This is a genomic window from Runella zeae DSM 19591, assembly GCF_000423565.1.
GTDB lineage: Bacteria > Bacteroidota > Bacteroidia > Cytophagales > Spirosomataceae > Runella > Runella zeae.
Genome location: NZ_KE384042.1, coordinates 40,376 through 60,336 on the forward strand (window position 1 = coordinate 40,376; position 19,961 = coordinate 60,336).

Genomic DNA, 19,961 nt, shown 5'->3' on the forward strand with positions numbered 1-19,961 from the left:
ATAGGGCTTTACTTGTCTAGTAAATATGGATTCCAAAATTTGTTACAGCGTAAACATACATGAAAAAATTTGAACAGCTTGTTTGTGTGGATAATACGAGACTCACCCAAGAGGCTTTAGAAAAACTATCAGGATATTCGCAGCAACAAGTTCGTGTCTTTCATGATTACCCTTCTAATAATCAAGAAATTATAGATAGAATAAACGATGCCGACGCAGTACTGGTAAGCTGGAAAACGCGTATAGATGCTGAGGTGATAGCTGCTGCTAAAAATCTAAAGTATATCGGAATGTGTTGCAGTTTGATTGATAAAAAGTCGGCCAATGTCTCAATAGATGCCGCCGAGCAGCAAGACATAATCGTAAAAGGAGTTCGAGATTATGGCGATGAAGGAGTGGTAGAGTTTATATTGGCGCAGCTAATTTCACTTGCCAAAGGCTTGGGTACGCATCAGTGGAAGCCTCAGCAAACCGAATTGAAAGGAAAGACACTAGGCATTGTTGGATTTGGGACAGTGGGACAAATGCTCGCTAAAACCGCTTTGGCTTTTGGGATGAAAATCCTTTATTACAGCCGTACTCGCAAGATTTCGCTTGAAAGTGAGCAGATTAAATATGCAGATTTGGAGCAGTTGCTGAAAGAAAGCGACGTAGTGAGTACCCACCTTCCTCGTCATACCAAGCTCATGAGTGCTCATGAATTTGGGTTGATGAAACCCAATTCTGTGTTTATAAACACCTCGGTCGGTCCTACTTTTGAGTCAGAACCCTTGCTTACTTGGCTTGCTCAAGCTGGTCATTTTGCCATTTTTGATGCGGATGGCGCATTTAGTGTTTCCGAAGATTTAGTCAATCATCCGTCTGTGCTTTACACTCCTAAAACTACTGGTATGACCGATGCGGCCTTTGAACGTCTCTCCCAAAAAGTGCTCGCTAACATCGAAGCATATCTTTCTGAATAAAATCACAATTGATAAATCACTAAAACCCCTCAACTACAAAACATGGAATTGTCGAAAATAAAATCATCGCTCGAAGACGGATTGCTGTCTTTTCCCATCACCGATTTTGATGAAAAAGGGGAATTCAACCCTACCACCTATACCGACCGTCTCGAATGGTTTGTCAGTCATAATGTATCATCGGTGTTTGTAGCCGGTGGTACGGGGGAGTTTTTTTCGCTTTCGGCGGCGGAATATGAGCAAATTGTCAGCATTGCCGCTCAAACGGTAGCGGAGCGCGTGCCCGTGATTTCGAGTGTCGGGAGGAGTATTCCAGAAGCGATTGCATTTGCCAAAATAGCCGAAAAAGCAGGTATCAATGCCTTGCTGTTGTTTCCGCCTTACCTCACCGAATGCCCCCAAGACGGTGTATATGAATATGCCAAAACCATCATCCAAAATACTTCCTTGCCCGTGATTTATTACAATCGCGGCAATGGCGTCTTGTCGGCTACTTATATCAAAAAACTAGCGGATGCTTGCCCTAACTTTATCGGACTGAAAGATGGTACAGGCAACATGCAAGACCTAAATGATACCATCAAGACCGTCGGCAAGCGTCTCTCTTACATCGGAGGCGTACCCACTGCGGAGATTATTGCGGAGGCTTATTTGTCGATTGGGGTCAATACGTATTCTTCGGCTGCATTCAATTTTGTACCTGAGTTGGCCAACAAATTTTATGCGAGTCTCCGGGCAGGTGACACAGCCACCGTGACCGAAATCACCCAAAAATTTTATATTCCGTTGGTGCGTTTGCGTAGCAAAAAAAGTGGCTACGCCGTAAGTCTCATCAAAGCAGGTGCCAAGCTCATTGGACGTAGTGCGGGCGATGTGCGTCCACCACTTACGATGCCTACGGAGGCAGAAATAGCGGAGTTACAGCAGATTATTGAGCAGAGTAAATAAGGTTTTTCCTCAAAAAATTCCGTTGAAATTATATCTCTTCAACGGAATTTTTTGATTTAGGGCATTACATTTCCCCAAAGTGTAAGCGCTTGATTTTGAGGTAGATTGCTTATTTGTAAAAAAGAACGGAAGTCATTGCCTTTGAGAATGAGTGTTTTGGCCGAAGTATCGTCTGCTTGCAAGAAAAAGCGGGTCTTTTCTTGGACAAAGGGTGCGCAGTCGGCAACGGTCACTTTTGTACTATTAGTGAGTTTGATATACGATTCGCTTTGCACCGCTATCATCGCCGAAATATCCTTTACGACGACGTCTTGTACATGATTGAGTACCATGGCTGGGCGTTGTTCGGGGGCATTGAAGTACAATCTGATGTTTTGTAAGGACACATTACGAGCGTGGCGTAGCTGAAATCCGTAGGCATTATTGATTCCAAACTGTTCGGCATCAGGGTATTTTTTTTCGTTTTCGGGCAAGAGTTTTTGGGCATCGGCTAGGGTACCTCCTCCCGAAAATGTAATGGAAATATTAGACAGATAAATATTTTCGAGCGGGTGGTCGGGTAGCCCTGCCAACAAGCAGCCGAGTTTGGACGCACCTGTAGCCACAATATTAGAAATCTGTACATTTCGTAAAGTACCTATGGGGACTTCTCCTTGGTTTTTTGAGAAAGGGCGTGCTCGGTTGCCCAATCGCAAAAAAATAGGAACCTGAGGCCCCGAAATATGAATGTTGTCAATCACCACACCATCTAGCTGACCGCCATCGACGGTTGCAAGCGTAATACCCGAGTTGCCCGTAGGATTGCCATAAATAGCCCGGTCAGCTACGGCAGAAGGGCGCACGACACAATTGATGATAGCGATATTTTTAAACCCGCCCGACGATTCGGTGCCGCATTTGATAGCATTGCAATGGCTACTCAAAATACAGTTGCTAATCACTACGTTTTCGACGGGTTTTGCATTCATGCTTTTGAGAGTGATACCATCGTCGTCGCTGTCGCCAAGGCAATTGACAATCCGCACATTTTTGCAGCCATCGATGTCCATCATGTCATTGTTTTTATTGCTATGATTGAAGACATTGATGCCGTCAATCAAAATGTTTTCACAATTGAGATAATGCTGCATCCAAAAACCCGAATTGCGCAAATGTAGCTCTTTGACGGTCAAGCCTTTGACTTCGACAAACCACAATACAAAGGGGCGTTGGTTGTAGTTTTTAGGTAAAGAAGCTACATTTTCTGTAAAAAAACTGCCTTGCCCATCGATTGTACCACCTCCTTTTAAGGTGATATTTTGTTGATTTTCAGCATAAAAAAGCGAAAAGTGAATATTTTCACTGCTGTAATATTCCACTTTTGGGGTGATGACTGGATAAAGTGTAATATCGGTAGCCCCCAAAATAGTGGTACCCGCTGGAATGTCGAGTGTTACATTGTTTTTTAGAAAAATAGTAGAAGTAAGATAGCGACCTGCCGGAAACCAAACGGTACCGCCACCTTGGGCGGCACAGCGATCTACCGCTTTTTGAATGGCTTTGGTGTCTAAAGTTTTACCGTCACCTTTGGCACCATATGTTTTTACATTCAAAACATAAGTTTCATTGGCCCACAGGGTACATTTTGAAAAAAGAAAAACAATAATTAAGAATCGATTCATGATAAAAATTACGAACTGTCACTAAGAAGATATAATAAGACCTTCCAAGTTTTTAAAAACTTAGAAGGTCTTATAGTTTGAGATTTTAGAATCTACAGCGTCAGACTCCAGCCTTCGCGATAGTCACGTTTCACAAACTGATTGGCCAAATCATAATTGGTGATTTTCATGTTTGGCGCATCATAATAAAGCTTTTTGCGACCATTGTATTTATCAACGGTACGTTTGGCCGAAGGATTGTCGCGGAGCATCCAACTACGAATCGCCAAGTTTCCAATCAAAATACTTTCGGTAAATGGAGCGGCATATTCAAACGGCGAACTTGTAACCCCTTTGCCGTAACCTGCGATACAAGCATTGACCCATTGTAGATAGTGGTCTTCGTTGGGTACGCGCTCGATGGTTTCGGGGATGTTCAAAGATTCATTGGCTTTCAAGGGCAACAAGCGTGGCTTGGCACCGTAGCAATCGGCCATGAGTTTTCCTTTGGTGCCGATAAACAGAACACCGCCGTCGGAGTTTCCAAAACTTTCGCCTGGCAGTAGTTCTTCGGGAAGCTCAGGTAAAATACCACCGTCGTACCAGCTTACTTTGATGTTTCCTTTGCCGTCTTTGCGTGGATAATCTAAGTGAATGGAGGTAGAAAATGGCGTCCAATCAGGATTGTCATCTTGGGGGCGAAGGGTGAAAGTCCATGTGCCAGCTACGCTACATTCGACCGAAGTCGGGTAGTCAATAGGTAAAATCCGATAGACAGGATCCATGATATGACAAGCCATATCGCCAAGTGCACCCGTACCATAAGGCCACCATCCGCGCCAGTTCCAAGGCAAGTAGGCTTCATTGTAAGGTACTTTTTTGGCAGGCCCTAGCCACAAGTCAAAATCTAATTCTTTTGGAATATCATATGTTTTGTCGGTAGGAATGGCTTGTGGCCACACGGGGCGGTTGGTCCATGTCAGTACTTTATGGACATCCCCGATGATTCCCGAATCATAGATTTCTTTCATCCGGCGAACCCCATTGCCCGAGCCACCTTGGTTTCCCATTTGGGTGATTACTTTATATTTTTTGGCGGCTTGTCCCAAAATCCGCGCTTCGTAGATGTCGTGGGTGAGGGGTTTTTGGGTATATACGTGTTTGCCCAATTGCATCGCTGCGAGCGTTGCTACGGCGTGGGTATTGTCAGGGGTCGAAATCGAGCAAGCATCAATGTTTTTGCGCTCTTTTGAGAGCATTTCCCGAAAATCTTTGTAGTAAGTGGCTTTGGGAAAACGATTACGAGATTCGACGGCTTGGCGGTCGTCTACGTCGCAAAGAGCTACGATATTGACATTGGGACTTGCCGCAAACGACGACAAATCGCTTTTCCCTTTTCCACCGACGCCAATCCCCGCAATATTGAGCTTATCGCTAGGAGCAACGAAGCCCTTGCCTAGTACGTGGCGAGGCACAATGAAAAAAGAAGTAGCCGCTACCGATGAGGCTTTGATGAATTGACGACGACTATCAGAGTGTTGTTCTGGTTTGTTTTCTTCCATGATAATAGTAAAAAGGTTGGTAGTTTAGTGAAATCGAATCGTGCAACTTGATAAGTTTATAAGGGAAAGAACCTAAGGTTTGTGAATTGATTTTTGGAAATGACAATTAGCCTGAGGCTTTGTATAATACTGCCAAAGAAGCCAATCGTACCTATGACTTTACCGAAAAAATTAATATCCTTTTACTTTCACATCATCTACGTAAAAAATAGCCTTTGTCAATGGCTCATCGGCTCCAACCAATGGCGGATGAGGGTCTTCGTTGGGGGTTTTGCGATTGGGCAGGTCACGATAAGGCCCTGTACGTAGCGAAAGACGTTCTATGGATTTTACGGCTTCGGTCAGTGCTGCTTTTTCGAGTACTTTGTTGCCATTGATGCTCAAATCAAAACTTCCCTGCAAGCGAGCGTCTACTTTCAATTTTAACTCGTACCATTGCCCAGCTTGATAGGTTTGTAAGATTTTTTCAACACCTCCATTAAAAGCCACGATATTGCCTTTGTCATCAAATCGAATCCTGACAGGACGGTTTCCATAGCGGTCGGTAAGGTCGAGTTCGAGGGTGCCATTTTGCGCCTGAGCCGCTTGTATTTTCAGTGAGCATTCTACGTTGTTTCCTTCTTCAAATACCCTGATTGCTCTTGCATAATCATAAGGGTCTTGGTCCGAAAGTTCGAGGCATTTACCAGTGGATTGAGGCGTATTTACCACCGTGATAGGAGCCCATTGAGGAGCGTAGATGTTCCAATCTGGCACCGAACCGTTAAGGGCTAACGCATCAAAATTATCTTCCACAGCGCCTTTGATTTCATAGCGTACAGGTGTAGGAATGCGGCTGAGCCAGATGTCTTCTTTGTTCATGCTATACGACAGCCACATGTCATTGCCGGGGGGATTGCCATTGCCTTCTTCGATACCGCGCATATAGCATGGCCCAAAGTCTTTCCAGCGTCCAAAAAAACGACGCGGTGGCACTTCGCCCTGTACCAAAAGCATATTGTCGAAAATCGCCCCATCATCGCCCGTGATAATAACCAGCGGAAAACGGTGTTCATCCATTTCGATAGGATTATAACAAATCGCGTAGCGACCGTCGTCGGTGCGTTGGCCCCATTGTTTACCACCCGCCATCGTCAAAGTTGGTACCTTAACAGGAGCTGAAAAAGTGGTACCTTCATCATCCGAAAGAGCGGTTTTGGAACGTTTCCAGAGGGCAACTACTTTGCCATCTTTGCGGTGGTAGTAAGAAAGGGCTTGAATGTCAAGGGATTTGTCGAGATTGTTTTTATAAAATCCGTCGAGCCCATTGTCTTCTTCGCGCCATTGGAGGGTCATGAGTTTATCGTTCAAAAGCGCGCGACAGGCATCCACAAAACCCGCATCAGATGATTTTTCAAAGAAAGAAAAAGCGGTATTTTTCTCCGTCCATTGGGTGCCATTGGTGGCTTTATGGCTACTGTACCTGATAAAATAAATAGGGCCATAGGTGCCGTCTTTGTAAGCTTCGCGTACTACTCGCCCAATGCCGCCTTCTTTAAAAGGGTCTTCGGCATGGGCATAAAATCCTAATACCAGTAAACGCCCGTTAGGGGCTATATAAAACCCCATGCGTTGGTGCATCATGTAGCCCTTTGAACCCTTAGGCACTTTGACCCCTTTGGGTGCTACATAAGGCGGAAATACTACCTGGGGTTTGTTCCATGCCCGCCCGTCTTTGGAGGTCAAAACGAGGGTTTGGCCAGGGGCAATGTGTTCATCGACAGGATTGCTGAGGTATTGTTGGTAGAAAGTATCGTTCCAATAACAAATATTGGAAGCATGACTATAGGTCCATCCTGAACCGTCTCCCAGCTCAGGATGCGTACGATTGACACGCACCGTTTGACGACTTTCAACCCCAATCGCGTAGCGAAGCCTTCCTTCATGGACTTGGGGGTCGGCACTAATGCCTCCTACATATCGTACGGGTTCATGTACACTACCTGTTTGAGCAATGACCAGATGACTCGCAAGAGCCAATATTCCCCCGTACCAGTAAACTCTATTTTTCATTTTTGAAATAAGATGTGATTAAAGAAAATACTGGTACGGCGGGGATTTGGGCTATCGTAAAAGAAGTTAGACTTTGACAAAGATTTTGTGACGGTACATGACATACAGCACGAGCCAGACCAATATCAGTCCCCCAAGGGCATTGAAAACTTCGTGCCATTTTTCGGCAGTATGTGAGTAAAGACCCGCAAAAAGTAAACGAGATGTTTCGCCAAAATTCACAAACCGACACGCTAGATAAATCACGAGGGAGTTCATCCCAATCACCTTGAAGAAAAAAGCCCAACGGGTATAATTGCGTACGTCAATCAACCAATAAAAGAGCGCAATCATCAGGCAAGCCATACCACCCGTAAGCAAGATAAATGAGCTAGACCAAAGGTGCTTGTTGACAGGAAACACCACTCCCCAAACCAGCCCTGTGGCGATTCCGACGCCGCCAAATGCCATCAATCGTTGAAGTTTGAAAGAAGAAGTACTGGGAGTTTGCAACAGTTGTCCTATCAAACACCCAAAAATAGTAAGACAAGTGGCGGGTAGTTGGGTAGAAAGGGCAAGCTCGTCGTAAGTTTTTTGTTTCAAACGTCCCGGCATGAATGTGCGATCAACCCAACCTGCTAAATTACCTTCAAAAGTAAGGTCACCACCGCCGTAGCCACCCACCGAAATCAACATAAGTCCTGCATAATAAAGTACCAAAATACCAATCGCTGTATAGAGTTGTTGTTTCCAGTTGGTATTCATATAAAGCAACGCCACCAAAAAAGTGGCGATTCCGATACGTCCCAATACGGTCCCATAACGGATATGCGCAGGGTCAAAAATGTCGAGAGGGGCGTTTTTGTCGAGGAGGCCAAAAAAGAACAGAATGAGCATTCTTTTGAATAGTTTTTTGCGAAGCTCGGCTTGAGATACGCCTTTTTCTAAGGCACTCTTGAGACTAAACGCTAAAGACACTCCTGCCATAAACAAAAACAGCGGAAAGATAAAATCATAGAAAGTAAAGCCATTCCAATCAGGATGGTGGAATTGTGCTGCAATAGCGTCGATGAACGATATATTGGTTTTACCTCCTAGAGAGTGGATAAAAGCGCCGCCGCCCGAAATCATGAGCATATCAAAGCCACGTAGTGCGTCTAAAGAAGCCAATCGGCTTGAGGGAAGTGGTTGGTTCATAGTAGGTTTAGGTAGAGGAAGCGCGAGCGTTTATAGCTCCGTGATTTTAATATTTTTGTATTGGATAAGGGCCTTGCCTCCACCATGAATTTGAAGCCCAATGAGGCCAGATTTTGGGATAGAAGCATCTGGTTCGGTATAGTCTACCGTTTTCAAACCATTGATCCAGAGCTGAATATGATTGCCCTTGCATTGGATTTTATACTGATTCCAATCGTTGAGTTTGAGTACTTTGGCGAGGGGAGCGGCATCGGCATGTACGAGGACTTTGTTGCGTCTCGATTCGTCGTAGAGGCATCCCCAATAGTCTTTGCCAATATCGGCTTGATAGCCAATCATCTCATAATCAGGTGAGGTATGCCGTGTGCTGCGAAACTGAACACCACCATTGATAAAACCTTCGGTACCAGTAAGTTTGAAGTCTAATTCCAGTACAAAATCAGAATAGCTACGGCGCGTTCGTAAAAATTCGTTGTGCGGAACGGTCGTGGTCAGCGAACCACCCGTGAGGGCGCCGTCTTTGATTTGCCAAGTATGGAGCGTATCGCCTTCCCACCCGTTGAAAGTACGTCCGTCGAAAAGAGAAATCGGCGCTTGAGTAGGTGGCAATAACAAATGTAAGAAGAGGGAGAGAGTAGCGTAAAACATAGCCTTTTTTGACCCTAAAAGGCACCGACAACCTACTCTCTACCTACGAGTTACTGTCTAATTTCTTTGCCACGGACGGTCATTTCCCAATCCCCAAAACTTCCGTACAATACAAAGGAGCCAAAACGAAATTTGTCGACAATCTCGGTTCCTTCCGATACACTGTCATAAAAATCTTTGTCAACGGGTAGTTCAAAATCAACTGCATTGATGGCGTTTTTGATGTGTTTTTTGATACTAAGCGAAAAATTAGACTGCTTTAGACGTATTTTTAAGATATACTTAGGTTTGGCATTGGCAGTTAAGGCTTGTAATTGGGCTTTCAAGTCGGCATTTTCTTTTTGTAAACGCTCCAATTCGGCAGCATCGCCGCAGCTTGTCAGGAGCAGTATCATCATCATGCTAAAAGGTAAAAAACGATTCATCTTCTGTAAATTTTGATTGGTTATTTGAAAGGTGGAAAATAGTAATTATTGAAGAGAAAAAGTGAAAACAATAAAAAAACGCGCTTCAAGTTAACGATTTGAAACGCGTTTTTGCTCATGTACTTTCACTAAAATATGTCTTGCTTATCCATTAAAATTCTCTTTCGCCAAACTCACTTGAGGGTAGCTTCGTTTTGCGGTCAGTTTTGTTGAAACTATAGGAAAGGTTCAATAAGAAAATGTTGGTTTCTTGGATGTAATTGGTGGTGGTGTAGAAGTTTGAACCATAGGTGGTGATGCGTTGCTCGTTTACTTTCATGCCCCCAAAAGAAGTGTTTTGCCAAAGCAATGAAACGCTCATTTTATTTTGCAAAAAGGCTTTTTTTAGAGATAAGTTGGGTTGATAAAACCTCGAATCCATTCCTTGGGCGGTATTGCGAGCTGATAGGTACGAAAGGTTCAATTGAGTACTCAAAGTAGGAGTGATTTGAAAATTCAGGTTTGAGTTGAGGGAGTATACCCAACCTTGGCTGCTGACAATCACTGATTTATCAAACAAACTTCCATTGATTTTTAGATTATATACATTGCCCCCGATGAAGAATTTAAGTTTTTTGATGGGGGCGATTGTGAGACCCATTTCTGAGCCTATCAAACGAGCATTGCCAGCATTGGTATAAATCCGATTCAAAATGGTATCGTTATAGACGCTATTGACGCGATTGACAATATCCGTGATTTGTTGGCGATATACATTCCAGTAAAACGATGCCTTTTTTAAATCTTTAGTAATTCCTATTTCATAAATACCCACAAACTCTGGTCGGATGTTGGGGTCACCTTGTTCGAGGGTTTCGCTGTGTTCGCGTTCGGGGTAGGGATTTAATTCATTGTTGGTGGAGCGTTGCACTCGGCGACTGTAGGCTACTTTCAAGCGCAAGTCTTTGCCCATGTCATACAGCAGATTGACAGACGGAAAAAGATTGGATAATTTCAATTCGTTGGGGCGATTGGTACGATTGTCACTAAATGTTCTGAGGGCGTTTTCGTATCGTAGACCCGACGAAAACTCTAGTTTTTTGAATTTACCTGAGTATTGCGTGTAAAGGCCATGAATGCGATTGTAGACGGTGACGTTGGCCGTAAAAGCAGGATTGAGAATAAGGGGTTGATTATTTCCATTTTTTTCAGAGTATACAAACATTCCATCCTGATTTTGCTGACGAAATTGATACCCCATAGATAGTTTCCCGACCCCGATTTGGTATTCATAGTCGGCTTTGAGACGAAGGGCGTTCAATGGATTAGAGCCTGTATTGAGCGTATATTGGAGCGTATCTCTTATGTTATTGATATGAATGTTGCTGTTTTTGGTGAAACCATCTATGACGGCATTTTCGTACAATCCCGAAAAGCTTAGGGTAGAAGCATTTTTAAATTTGTGGCTATAATCGAGATTAAACACCTTAAAATCACCGGATTTGAGTACCAAGTTGGGATTATAATATTGGGCACGTCCCACTGTTTGATTGGTCAGTAGGTTGGTTTTGGTATTGTTTCGATAATAAATATTGGCAGTGCGATACTGGTCTCTACCTCCCAAATATACCCCCGCCGAAAGTTCATCGGCTTTGGAAAGGGCATATATTGCCGACGCCCGAAAACCATAATTTTCGCGTTTCATACTCCGCTCGCCGTCGCTCGGAAAACTCGTAAATATATTGTTGATAGTAGTGTTGACATCTCCTTCTCTTCTACCCGCAATATCGTTTTTGAGATAATTTCCCGAAATGCTTACATCCCATTTGCCTTTGCGATAGTTGAGTGTGGCATCGAGTCCGTGGCGGAGTGGCTCGGTGGCATTTTCGTAGGCTCGGAGCCTTGGAAGGCCATATTGGAGGTTGGTGGTAAGCGACACTCCGTCGTTGGTACCTGTTTTGGTCACAATGTTGATAATACCCGCCTTACCGTCAGCATCGTATTTGGCGGAAGGAGCCGTTATCATCTCGATTTTTTCAATGGTATTGGCCGGAATTTGGGACAAAATTGTGGTGGCATCAATTTGGGTAGGTTTGCCATTTACCAAAATCAAAAAACCTTTAGAGCCTCTTATCGTAATCTCACCTTCAGCATTGACCATGACCGAAGGAATATTCCTCAGCACATCCGTGGCGGTTCCCCCTTTGGCTACTTCAAACTCTTCGGCTTTAAATACTTGTTTTTCGAGCGTTGCTATCATATTGGGTTTGATGCCTGTTACGGTCACTACCTCAAGTTGTTGGCTAGTAGGGATAAGCCCAATCGAACCTAAATCAAGCCTTTGGCGGGCTTTGTCGTAGCTTACTTCGATATATTTTGTTTTATAACCCACGTACTCCACCTTGATGACGTATTTGTCATCCTTCAGACCTACAAATTGAAAAGAGCCTTTATCATCAGCGATTTCGCCTTTTATCAAACTACCTTGACTTTTTGATTCTAAGCGGATAGTGGCAAAGGCGAGCGGCTCGGTGGTGAGCGAATCTACCAATTGGCCTTTGATAAAATTTCCCGATTGGGCATAGCTCAGAATTGTAAGGGGCAAAGCCAATAAGGTAAAAAGCAACTTTTTCATAAGAATGGGGTAACAAGCACGATAATGTATCAACCAACTATTGAGAGAATGGTTGAAGATTTCTGCAAAATTGCGGCAAGCCCCTTGATAATTTATGGTCTATTTGAAAATAGTATGGTATTAATGATGCAACGCCCGAAAGACAGAAGGAGTAGAGGTAGTGTGGCGTTTGAAGTATTTCACAAAATGAGAATTATCTTTAAAATCGAGCGTAATGGCGATTTCTGAAATGGTCATATCAGTATAAATCAGCAGGCGTTTGGCCTCGCTGATGATAAATTCGGCAAGGATTTCGGCCGCCGATTGATTGTTGGCTTTACGGCAAGCGGCATTTAAGTTTTGGGGAGAAGTATGAAGTAAAGAGGCGTAATGAGCAACGTTGTTTTTGAGTGAGGTACTGAGCAATTCGCAAAACGATTCGTATAAGTCTGATTTATTTCTGTGTACATGTGTAATGGAGTGGGCATTTTCTTGGATTTTAGCCAATAATGCCTTTAGGAGTCCTTCAACTACCAAAAGATTAGGCATAGTCTCGGGGCGGTATTCACGAAGCAATAATTCAAAGAATGGCTCGACGGCTTCGTCGCTTTCGAGATAGATACAAGGATAAGCACTGACTTGACCCAGTAGTTTTTTGAGGTCTTTATCCAAACTATTATCTACGAGCCCTTTTTTGAAAATCAATACAAACCCGTCGGGTTCATCGTTGAGTTCCCAGTGATGAACTTGCTCTTTCCTCACTGTAAATAGCGTAAAAGGCTTTACTGCATAAGATTGATGGTCAATCGCGTGGGTGCCACTTCCTTTGGAGAGATAGATGATCTCAAAATAACTGTTGTGCTTATGAGGGTTGGTTTTTCTAATTTCTTTGCGAAAACGAGCTATCTTAAATAAAAGGTGAGGTTCGAGTTTGTTTTTTGTTTGGATAGAAGTGTTCATTGGTACGACTATTCTCGCTTTCGATTTTATTTCAGAACGCTATTCAAAGTGGTGGCTTCTTTAATTTTACCTATGGTGCTTGTATCAAAAAAAAGCGCTCCTCAAGTCAGTGACTCAAGGAGCGCTTTTTGATAGGGCTTTTTGAATTAAACTCCTATTTTTTCCGTAACCAAATAATCGGCTTGTTTGACCGTATGCTGTTTGACCATCATTTCGCCCAAAAATCCCGCTAAAAATAGTTGTACGCCCAGAATAATTGCCACCAATGCCATATAGAAAAGAGGATTTTCGGTGACATTACGGTAGGGCTCGTTGACGTAGATGAGATAGACTTTCTTGATAATCAATGAGAACGTAATCGCAAAACCCACTAAGAAAGAAAGCGTACCCCAAAGCCCAAAAAAGTGCATGGGTGCTTTGCTAAAACGGTGTACAAACGTAATCGAAAGCAAATCAAGAAAACCATTGACAAAACGCTCAAGTCCAAATTTAGAGCTACCGTATTTGCGGGCTTGGTGTTGGACTATCTTTTCGCCGATTTTCTGAAAACCATTCCATTTGGCTACGACGGGGATGTAGCGGTGCATTTCGCCGTAAAGGGTGATATTTTTGACCACACGCTGCTTGTACGCTTTGAGACCACAGTTGAAATCATGCAAATGCACTCCCGAGATACTGCGAGTAACGGCGTTGAAAAGCTTCGTGGGTAAGGTTTTGCTGAGAGGGTCGTAGCGTTTTTGTTTCCAGCCCGACACCAAATCGTAGCCGTCTTCGACTATCATGCGGTAGAGTTCGGGGATTTCGTCGGGACTGTCTTGTAAGTCGGCATCCATCGTAATCACCACACTTCCTCTTACTACCTGAAAACCTGTCTGTAAGGCAGGGGTTTTGCCATAGTTACGATTAAATCGAATGCCTTTGATGTGAGGGTCGCTTACGGCAAGTTTTTGAATGACTTTCCAAGAGTCGTCGTTGCTTCCGTCATCAATAAGAAGTACTTCATAACTAAACTGATGCTCATCCATAACACGCTTTATCCAAGCGGTTAGTTCGGGCAATGACTCTTCTTCATTGAAGAGAGGTATAACGACTGATATATCGAGAGCTTCGCCGGGCATAGTATCCAAAATCAATTGCGTATCGCGCAGCAAAGCTACAAATTCTTTTGGTGCTTCCATGGTATTTTGCGGATTAGGGTACGATGTAAAAACCCCTGCTCAACAAACGTGCCAAAGGTTCAATAAATTTCAAGAAACCTTCGCTTTCTCAGCCAACTGAGTTTTATCTTCTCAGATGCCTCCTTTTGCCTTTGAAGAGTTTTGAAATGAATACGAACCTGTAGGCTATACCGATAGCTTACATTTTTTTGTGTTGTCCATAAAATATGAAGAAACAAATAGCCCTATTGGAGCTTAAAAGAGTAATATTTTATACCCAAAAGAAAATACAATTAATCCGAAAAACGATCTCAATGTTCCTCCAAAAATTAAAAAACGGACAGAATGTGTATGGTACATGTATCACCTCTATTTCTCCTATGTGGCCCGCAGCCATAAAGCGAACGGGAGTAAATTTTGTGTTTATTGATACTGAGCATATTCCGTTAGACAGGTCGGAGTTGGCCAAGTTGTGTCAGATTTTTCGGGCATTAGAGATTACGCCTATCGTGCGTATTCCGAGTCCTGACCCTTTCGTGGCTTGTCAGGTGATAGACGGAGGGGCGCTAGGAGTAGTGGCTCCCTATTTGGAGTCGGTGGCGCAAATACGGGAGCTAGTAGGGGCTACCAAGTTTCGTCCTCTCAAAGGCGAAAAGCTCCATCAGTACCTGTACGGACACGAAGAAATGCCCGCTGAATTGGCGCAGTATATTACGAATTTCAACGCTCAAAATATCTGTATTGCCAACATCGAAAGTGTGCCCGCCGTAGAGCGTTTAGATGATTTGTTGTCGGTGCAGGGATTGGATGCGGTTTTTATTGGGCCGCATGACTTGTCGGTCAGTTTAGGTTTGCCAGAGCAATACGACCATCCCGAATTTGAGAAAGTAGTGCGTGAGATTATTCACAAAACGCGTCGGCATGGTTTGTCGATTGGAATTCACTTTTCGCTCGAACCCGAACGCCAAATTCAATGGATGAAAGAAGGAGCCAACATAGTGGTTCACAGTTTTGATATAGCACTCTTTACTCAACGTTTAAAACATGACCTTTCTATTATCAAACAAGCGGCGGGGGAGGTAGTTGCCTCTAACACCGTCGAAAATTTGATTGTCTAAGTATTATTCTATCCCAAATCTTTCCTCTTTTATGACTGCCGACAATTCTTCTTTTGTGATTCTTCCAAAATCACCAAGTATGCGACTGAGCACTTACTTTTTGGTGGGGGTTTCATTGTCGATTGGTTGGGGTATTAGAGGAAACTTTGGACATGAATACGGGGCTGCTTTTGCGGGCTGTTTGGCGGCGCTCACGGCCTGTTTATTGTCTGGCAGGGCAGATTGGCGTAGTAGGGTACTTCACTTTGGTTTTTTGGGAGCCATAGGTTGGGGATTTGGAGGCTCTATTTCGTATATGCAAGTCATCTCGGCTACCGAAAGCGGCCATTTGGCTTCGCAATGGTATGGGTATGTTGCTCTTTTTTATATTGGTTTTTTGTGGGCTGGTCTTGGCGGAGCGGGTACGGCTTTGGCAGCGGTAGGAGATATAAAACTCCTCAATCGTATCACTAGGCCCATTGCTTGGCTGTTTGGAGTGTGGTTTGTGTTGGATTTAATCGAAGACCCCATCGCCAATTGGCTCCAATCGGGCGTCGGTTTTGACCATACATGGTCTAGGCACAAAAGCCCCTTGTATTGGTTTGATGCAGATTATCTTCCGGCTTTTTTTGCTTTACTCGCAGCAGGCCTGTATGACATTTGGGAAAGAAAAGAAAAAAATGCCGTTTGGCTATTGGTTTATTTGGCAATAGGCGCAGGTTTGGGGTGGAGTGTACAAAGTGTTCTTCGTGTCACAAGTTTAGAAACGCCCTTGGCTTCTTTACTCACCTACTCTTTGGGCGATGCCACTTATATTGACCCCGCCACGGATAAAGCGGCTTTTGAAGCCCACAACTTCCTCAACAATTGGCCTCAATGGTTTGGCGATTACCCTCAGCATGTAGGTTGGGTAGTGGGAGCTGTGTTGGGTATCTCGGCCTACTTTGTACGTTTTGGAAAATTTCGTGATGGGGCTTCTTTGATTGTGTACATGGCGGCGGGATGGCTCATCGTTTTTTTGTTATTTCCAGTATTGGGAAGCTTGTTTTTTACAAAATTTGGAGGTCTTCGTATGACTCCCCCGAGGTCTGACGATTGGGCGGGTATCACGGGTGCTTTTGTAGGAATGAGTCTTTGGATGCGCCACAAAGGCTATTGGGCCGTCGCCTATGCGTCTCTGCTTAGCGGGTTGATAGGGGGATTAGGATTTTCGGGGATTCAGTGGATTAAACAACTCTTGATGATGCCGGGCAATCCTCGGGTTCTTATCTCAAAAGGCTTACTGCCTGGCTCCGAAGCTTATGAAAGTAGTGTAGCTTTTTGGAGTCATTGGCAGCAGCAAAATTGGCATAGTTTTCTAGAACAAAGCTATGGGTTTGTCAATGGAATAGCGATTGCGGTGGCGTTGGCGGTGTTGAGTCGGCGAGTGCCGCTAGATAATACTCCCCCTTCGCCCAAGACGTCTACCGACCGCTGGGCTTTGGGAATAATGTCCGTTTTTGTGTTGTTGGGAATTCCTTATGTCAACCTTTTTAAAAATGTCAAAGAATGGGGCGAAAGACTCAATCCTGAGGTATGGACTCAGACTACTTTCGGTGCAAACGGCGAAAAAATAGTTGCGTCTGCCCAGTGGGATGTGCCGTATGTAGGAAGGTTGCCCCAAATAGATTTCTTGCATCTGACCCCCGAAGGATGGTTTAATCTAACTTGGATTTTATTGTTAACAATGGCTATTCTAATCATACGGCGGCATTTTAAGGAACCCTTAGCGCTGATTCCTTCTACTTGGTTGGGCAAAGGGCAGCTTGTGTTTTTGGTGTTGTTGTGGGTGATGATCATCGGGAATTTTGAACGCGCTTTGGTAGGTTGGAGTCCCGAACGTTTATTGACCGAATGGGTCATTACTTTCAATGCCATCGTGGCAACTCTTTTAGTATTGACTTTACCTCACGAAAAAGAAACCGTCAAGATTGGTAGTACGATGTCTTTTCAGGCTTTATACAAAAAGACGTGGTTTGTTACGCTTGCTACGGTTGTAGCGGCAAGTACTTTTTTCTTGTTGACCAATCGCGCTCTGTATCAATATCCTAGTTATGAGAAGCTAGATACCAAAAGATATTTTACGCGCTTTGGTCCCGAGGCGGCGTGGCGTTCGAAGCCTAATCTCAAAAATGCCCAACACAAATAAAACATTAAAAGTCAAAATCGAATGTCAAAAGAAATAAAATGGGGGATGATAGGATGTGGCAATGTCACTGAAAAGAAAAGCGGCCCCGCTTTTAGCAAAGTGTCACATTCGGAATTGGTGGCGGTGATGGCCCGCAATCCCGAAATAGCAGCAGACTATGCACAACGCCACGGGGTACCCAAATGGTATAGCGATGTGGATGCTCTTATCAATGACCCCGAAGTCAACGCTATCTATATCGCTACGCCGCCAGATGTGCACCTTGACTATGCGACTCGGGCCATGAAAGCTGGAAAAGCGGTGTATGTTGAAAAGCCAATGGCACGCAATGCCGCCGAATGTGAGGCCATGAACCAAATAAGTCGCGAGACGGGTGTGCCGCTTTTTGTGGCCTACTATCGTCGAGCTTTGCCTTATTTTTTGAAGCTCAAAGAATTGGTAGCGCAGAAGGTAGTCGGCGATATTCGTTTGGTAACGGTCCAAATTCATTATCAGCCCTATGCCGAAGAGGTAGGAGAAAATGCGCAACCACGTTGGCGCGTCAATCCCCAAATTTCGGGAGGAGGGCATTTTCATGATTTGGCCTCTCACCAATTTGACTTTTTAGAGTATCTATTAGGGCCGATCAAATCAGCTCAAGGTATCTCACGCAATCAAGCCGGTTTGTACGAAGCTGATGATATTGTAGTGGCCAACTTCGAGTTTGAATCAGGAATACTAGGTACCGGAAGCTGGTGCTATACCCTCAATCGCGAGCAGCGCCTCGACGAAGGCCAAATCATTGGGTCTAAGGGAAAAATCATTTTTTCTTTTTTTGAAAAGTTTCATATCAAAGTCCTTACAGCTGAGGGTGAGGAAGAATATTATCTGCCTTATCCCGAACACGTACAGCAGCCCTTGATTGAGACGATTGTGCAGGAATTGCGAGGGGAAGGAACTTGCCCTAGCACAGGAGAAACGGGCGCTCGTGCCAATGCCCTCATGGATCAGATTACGAAGCCATAAAGCGCTCACTACATTATGTTTTTATGAAAAAAAGCCTTTCGGGCTTTCCACATCCTTTTTGTGTATTTCTTTCGCATTAAAATCAATACATAGAGTTACTATGACTTATTTCAAAAATTCGATTCTTTGTTTATGTGGAATATTATGGGCGTTTTCAGCGAGCGGCCAAGTCCACAAACCTTACGAACCCACCCCTTTTCCCGACCGCCTGATTTTGGGTTGGCAGGGCAATCCTGCTACTTCTCAGTCGGTCAATTGGCGTACCGATACCACTGTTACAGGAGCAGTAGGGGCGATTCATGAAGTTGATCCTTCTCCTGATTTTGTAAAAAATGCAAAGATTGTAACCGCCACCACCCAAAAAGTCAACATAGAAGGCAAGACGGTTTTGTACCACTCCGTGCATTTTACCGATTTGAAACCCGCTACCAAATATAGCTACCGAGTAGGGGCGGGAGAGCATTGGAGCGAGTGGTTTCATTTCAAAACGGCGGAAAACAAAGCTGCTCCTTTTTCATTTTTGTACTTTGGCGATGCCCAAAACGACATTCGTTCGTTATGGTCGCGGGCTATCAGAGGGGCTTATGCCACCATGCCTTCTGTCAATTTTATGATTCATGCGGGAGATTTGATTACCACCTCCAATGCCGATTGGCAATGGGGCGAGTGGTTTGAAGCAGGGGGCTGGATTAATGGTATGGTACCCACTTTGGCAACGCCCGGAAATCATGAGTATTATCGAGAAGAAAATGGTGAACGGCGTGTTTCGAAGCATTGGCGGCCTTCTTTTGTATTACCCGAAAATGGCCCCGAAAAACTCAAAGAAACTGCTTACTATTTTGATTATCAGGGTGTAAGATTTATTTCGTTGAACTCTCAAGCAGCCCTGTTGGATTCTACAGTGATGGAGTTGCAAGCAGATTGGGTAATAAATATACTTAAAAATAATCCTAATCGTTGGACGGTTGTGACGCATCATCATCCCATTTATTCTACCGCAACGGGGCGTGACAATGACGAATGGCGTCTGAAAATGGAGCCTATTTACAAACAATATCAAGTGGATTTGGTATTGCAAGGCCATGACCATACTTATGGCCGTGGGCTTAATATGCCCCTTGGCAAAAGCCGCAAATATCCCGATGGGCCAATCTATGTGGTATCGGTTAGTGGCCCAAAAATGTATAATATTGGATTGCAAGATTGGATGGACAGGGCTGCCTCCAATACGCAATTGTACCAAATTGTTTCGGTCGATGGTGCCAAACTTTCTTATCAATCTTATACTGTCACAGGTGAATTGTACGATGCTTTTCAATTAGTAAAAAATCCCAAGGGCAAAAATACGTTGGTAGATCAATCGCCCACTTTGAAGCCTGAGTTGTTAGAATTACCAGCTCAGTATCGTACGCGATTTACTCCTAAAGAAAAAGAAGAATACGAGAACCGTTTTCAAGAGTACAAAAAGAAAAAGCAGTTAAAAAAATAAGGTAGGGGCAGGCCTTGCGTCTGCCCTGCCCAAAACGGGTAAAATAAGGTAGGGACAGG

15 protein-coding genes are annotated in these 19,961 nt (G+C 44.1%); 6 read left to right on the plus strand and 9 right to left on the minus strand.

Annotated elements, in window-relative coordinates; translation table 11 throughout:
- Positions 1 to 59 precede the first annotated feature (59 nt).
- Both G563_RS0128245 and kdgD read left to right on the plus strand, forming a co-directional pair.
- On the plus strand, positions 60 to 962 hold the full coding sequence (locus G563_RS0128245) for an NAD(P)-dependent oxidoreductase (protein ID WP_028668286.1): 903 nt from the start codon (positions 60 to 62) through the stop codon (positions 960 to 962).
- Between the two features lie 42 nt (positions 963 to 1,004).
- A complete protein-coding gene (gene kdgD / locus G563_RS0128250; RefSeq protein ID WP_028668287.1) occupies positions 1,005 to 1,910 on the plus strand; it encodes a 5-dehydro-4-deoxyglucarate dehydratase in 906 nt (301 codons plus the stop codon).
- Between the two features lie 56 nt (positions 1,911 to 1,966).
- Here kdgD and G563_RS36095 read toward each other — a convergent pair whose 3' ends face one another.
- The 9 genes from G563_RS36095 to G563_RS0128295 all read right to left on the minus strand — a co-directional run bounded on the left by G563_RS36095 (position 1,967) and on the right by G563_RS0128295 (position 14,084).
- Positions 1,967 to 3,571, minus strand: a complete 1,605-nt coding sequence (locus tag G563_RS36095) for a glycoside hydrolase family 28 protein (protein WP_051211259.1) — start codon at positions 3,569 to 3,571, stop codon at positions 1,967 to 1,969.
- Between the two features lie 92 nt (positions 3,572 to 3,663).
- Positions 3,664 to 5,112 carry a Gfo/Idh/MocA family protein gene (locus tag G563_RS0128260; protein ID WP_028668288.1) on the minus strand — a complete coding sequence of 483 codons (1,449 nt, stop codon included), beginning with the start codon at positions 5,110 to 5,112 and terminating at the stop codon, positions 3,664 to 3,666.
- 171 nt (positions 5,113 to 5,283) lie between these two features.
- Positions 5,284 to 7,164, minus strand: coding sequence for a hypothetical protein (locus tag G563_RS0128265; protein ID WP_028668289.1), 1,881 nt, complete (start codon positions 7,162 to 7,164; stop codon positions 5,284 to 5,286).
- Positions 7,165 to 7,230: 66 nt separating this feature from the next.
- Complete coding sequence (locus G563_RS0128270) at positions 7,231 to 8,340, minus strand: acyltransferase family protein (RefSeq protein ID WP_028668290.1); 1,110 nt, start codon at positions 8,338 to 8,340, stop codon at positions 7,231 to 7,233.
- 30 nt (positions 8,341 to 8,370) lie between these two features.
- Positions 8,371 to 8,988, minus strand: a complete 618-nt coding sequence (locus G563_RS0128275; protein WP_028668291.1) for a 3-keto-disaccharide hydrolase — start codon at positions 8,986 to 8,988, stop codon at positions 8,371 to 8,373.
- A gap of 50 nt (positions 8,989 to 9,038) precedes the next feature.
- Positions 9,039 to 9,413, minus strand: coding sequence for a hypothetical protein (locus G563_RS0128280; RefSeq protein ID WP_028668292.1), 375 nt, complete (start codon positions 9,411 to 9,413; stop codon positions 9,039 to 9,041).
- A gap of 151 nt (positions 9,414 to 9,564) precedes the next feature.
- Positions 9,565 to 12,027, minus strand: a complete 2,463-nt coding sequence (locus G563_RS0128285; protein ID WP_028668293.1) for a TonB-dependent receptor — start codon at positions 12,025 to 12,027, stop codon at positions 9,565 to 9,567.
- Between the two features lie 120 nt (positions 12,028 to 12,147).
- Complete coding sequence (locus G563_RS0128290; protein ID WP_028668294.1) at positions 12,148 to 12,966, minus strand: helix-turn-helix domain-containing protein; 819 nt, start codon at positions 12,964 to 12,966, stop codon at positions 12,148 to 12,150.
- 146 nt (positions 12,967 to 13,112) lie between these two features.
- A complete protein-coding gene (locus G563_RS0128295) occupies positions 13,113 to 14,084 on the minus strand; it encodes a glycosyltransferase family 2 protein (protein ID WP_028668295.1) in 972 nt (323 codons plus the stop codon).
- Positions 14,085 to 14,437: 353 nt separating this feature from the next.
- On the opposite strand from G563_RS0128295, the gene G563_RS0128300 reads away from it, so the two are divergent.
- From G563_RS0128300 to G563_RS0128315, 4 genes are all read left to right on the plus strand, one after another.
- Positions 14,438 to 15,241 carry an HpcH/HpaI aldolase family protein gene (locus G563_RS0128300; protein ID WP_028668296.1) on the plus strand — a complete coding sequence of 268 codons (804 nt, stop codon included), beginning with the start codon at positions 14,438 to 14,440 and terminating at the stop codon, positions 15,239 to 15,241.
- 31 nt (positions 15,242 to 15,272) lie between these two features.
- Positions 15,273 to 17,408 (plus strand): hypothetical protein, encoded by a 2,136-nt coding sequence (locus tag G563_RS0128305; RefSeq protein ID WP_037328440.1) that lies wholly within the window; start codon positions 15,273 to 15,275, stop codon positions 17,406 to 17,408.
- Positions 17,409 to 17,429: 21 nt separating this feature from the next.
- The gene (locus tag G563_RS0128310) at positions 17,430 to 18,413 is read left to right on the plus strand and encodes a Gfo/Idh/MocA family protein (protein WP_037328441.1); all 984 of its coding nucleotides are present in this window, start codon (positions 17,430 to 17,432) and stop codon (positions 18,411 to 18,413) included.
- Between the two features lie 100 nt (positions 18,414 to 18,513).
- Entirely contained in the window at positions 18,514 to 19,902 is a 1,389-nt protein-coding gene (locus tag G563_RS0128315) for a purple acid phosphatase family protein (protein ID WP_028668299.1), read from the plus strand.
- Positions 19,903 to 19,961: the final 59 nt, after the last annotated feature.

Bases quoted from the DNA above. Each gene is read 5' to 3' on its own strand.
- G563_RS0128300 (WP_028668296.1), top strand. From the start codon at position 14,438: ATGTTCCTCCAAAAATTAAAAAACGGACAGAATGTGTATGGTACATGT.
- G563_RS0128285 (WP_028668293.1), bottom strand. From the start codon at position 12,027: ATGAAAAAGTTGCTTTTTACCTTATTGGCTTTGCCCCTTACAATTCTG.
- G563_RS0128295 (WP_028668295.1), bottom strand. From the start codon at position 14,084: ATGCCCGGCGAAGCTCTCGATATATCAGTCGTTATACCTCTCTTCAAT.
- G563_RS36095 (WP_051211259.1), bottom strand. From the start codon at position 3,571: ATGAATCGATTCTTAATTATTGTTTTTCTTTTTTCAAAATGTACCCTG.
- G563_RS0128270 (WP_028668290.1), bottom strand. From the start codon at position 8,340: ATGAACCAACCACTTCCCTCAAGCCGATTGGCTTCTTTAGACGCACTA.
- G563_RS0128290 (WP_028668294.1), bottom strand. From the start codon at position 12,966: ATGAACACTTCTATCCAAACAAAAAACAAACTCGAACCTCACCTTTTA.
- G563_RS0128315 (WP_028668299.1), top strand. From the start codon at position 18,514: ATGACTTATTTCAAAAATTCGATTCTTTGTTTATGTGGAATATTATGG.
- kdgD (WP_028668287.1), top strand. From the start codon at position 1,005: ATGGAATTGTCGAAAATAAAATCATCGCTCGAAGACGGATTGCTGTCT.
- G563_RS0128280 (WP_028668292.1), bottom strand. From the start codon at position 9,413: ATGAATCGTTTTTTACCTTTTAGCATGATGATGATACTGCTCCTGACA.
- G563_RS0128275 (WP_028668291.1), bottom strand. From the start codon at position 8,988: ATGTTTTACGCTACTCTCTCCCTCTTCTTACATTTGTTATTGCCACCT.
- G563_RS0128265 (WP_028668289.1), bottom strand. From the start codon at position 7,164: ATGAAAAATAGAGTTTACTGGTACGGGGGAATATTGGCTCTTGCGAGT.
- G563_RS0128245 (WP_028668286.1), top strand. From the start codon at position 60: ATGAAAAAATTTGAACAGCTTGTTTGTGTGGATAATACGAGACTCACC.
- G563_RS0128305 (WP_037328440.1), top strand. From the start codon at position 15,273: ATGACTGCCGACAATTCTTCTTTTGTGATTCTTCCAAAATCACCAAGT.
- G563_RS0128260 (WP_028668288.1), bottom strand. From the start codon at position 5,112: ATGGAAGAAAACAAACCAGAACAACACTCTGATAGTCGTCGTCAATTC.
- G563_RS0128310 (WP_037328441.1), top strand. From the start codon at position 17,430: ATGTCAAAAGAAATAAAATGGGGGATGATAGGATGTGGCAATGTCACT.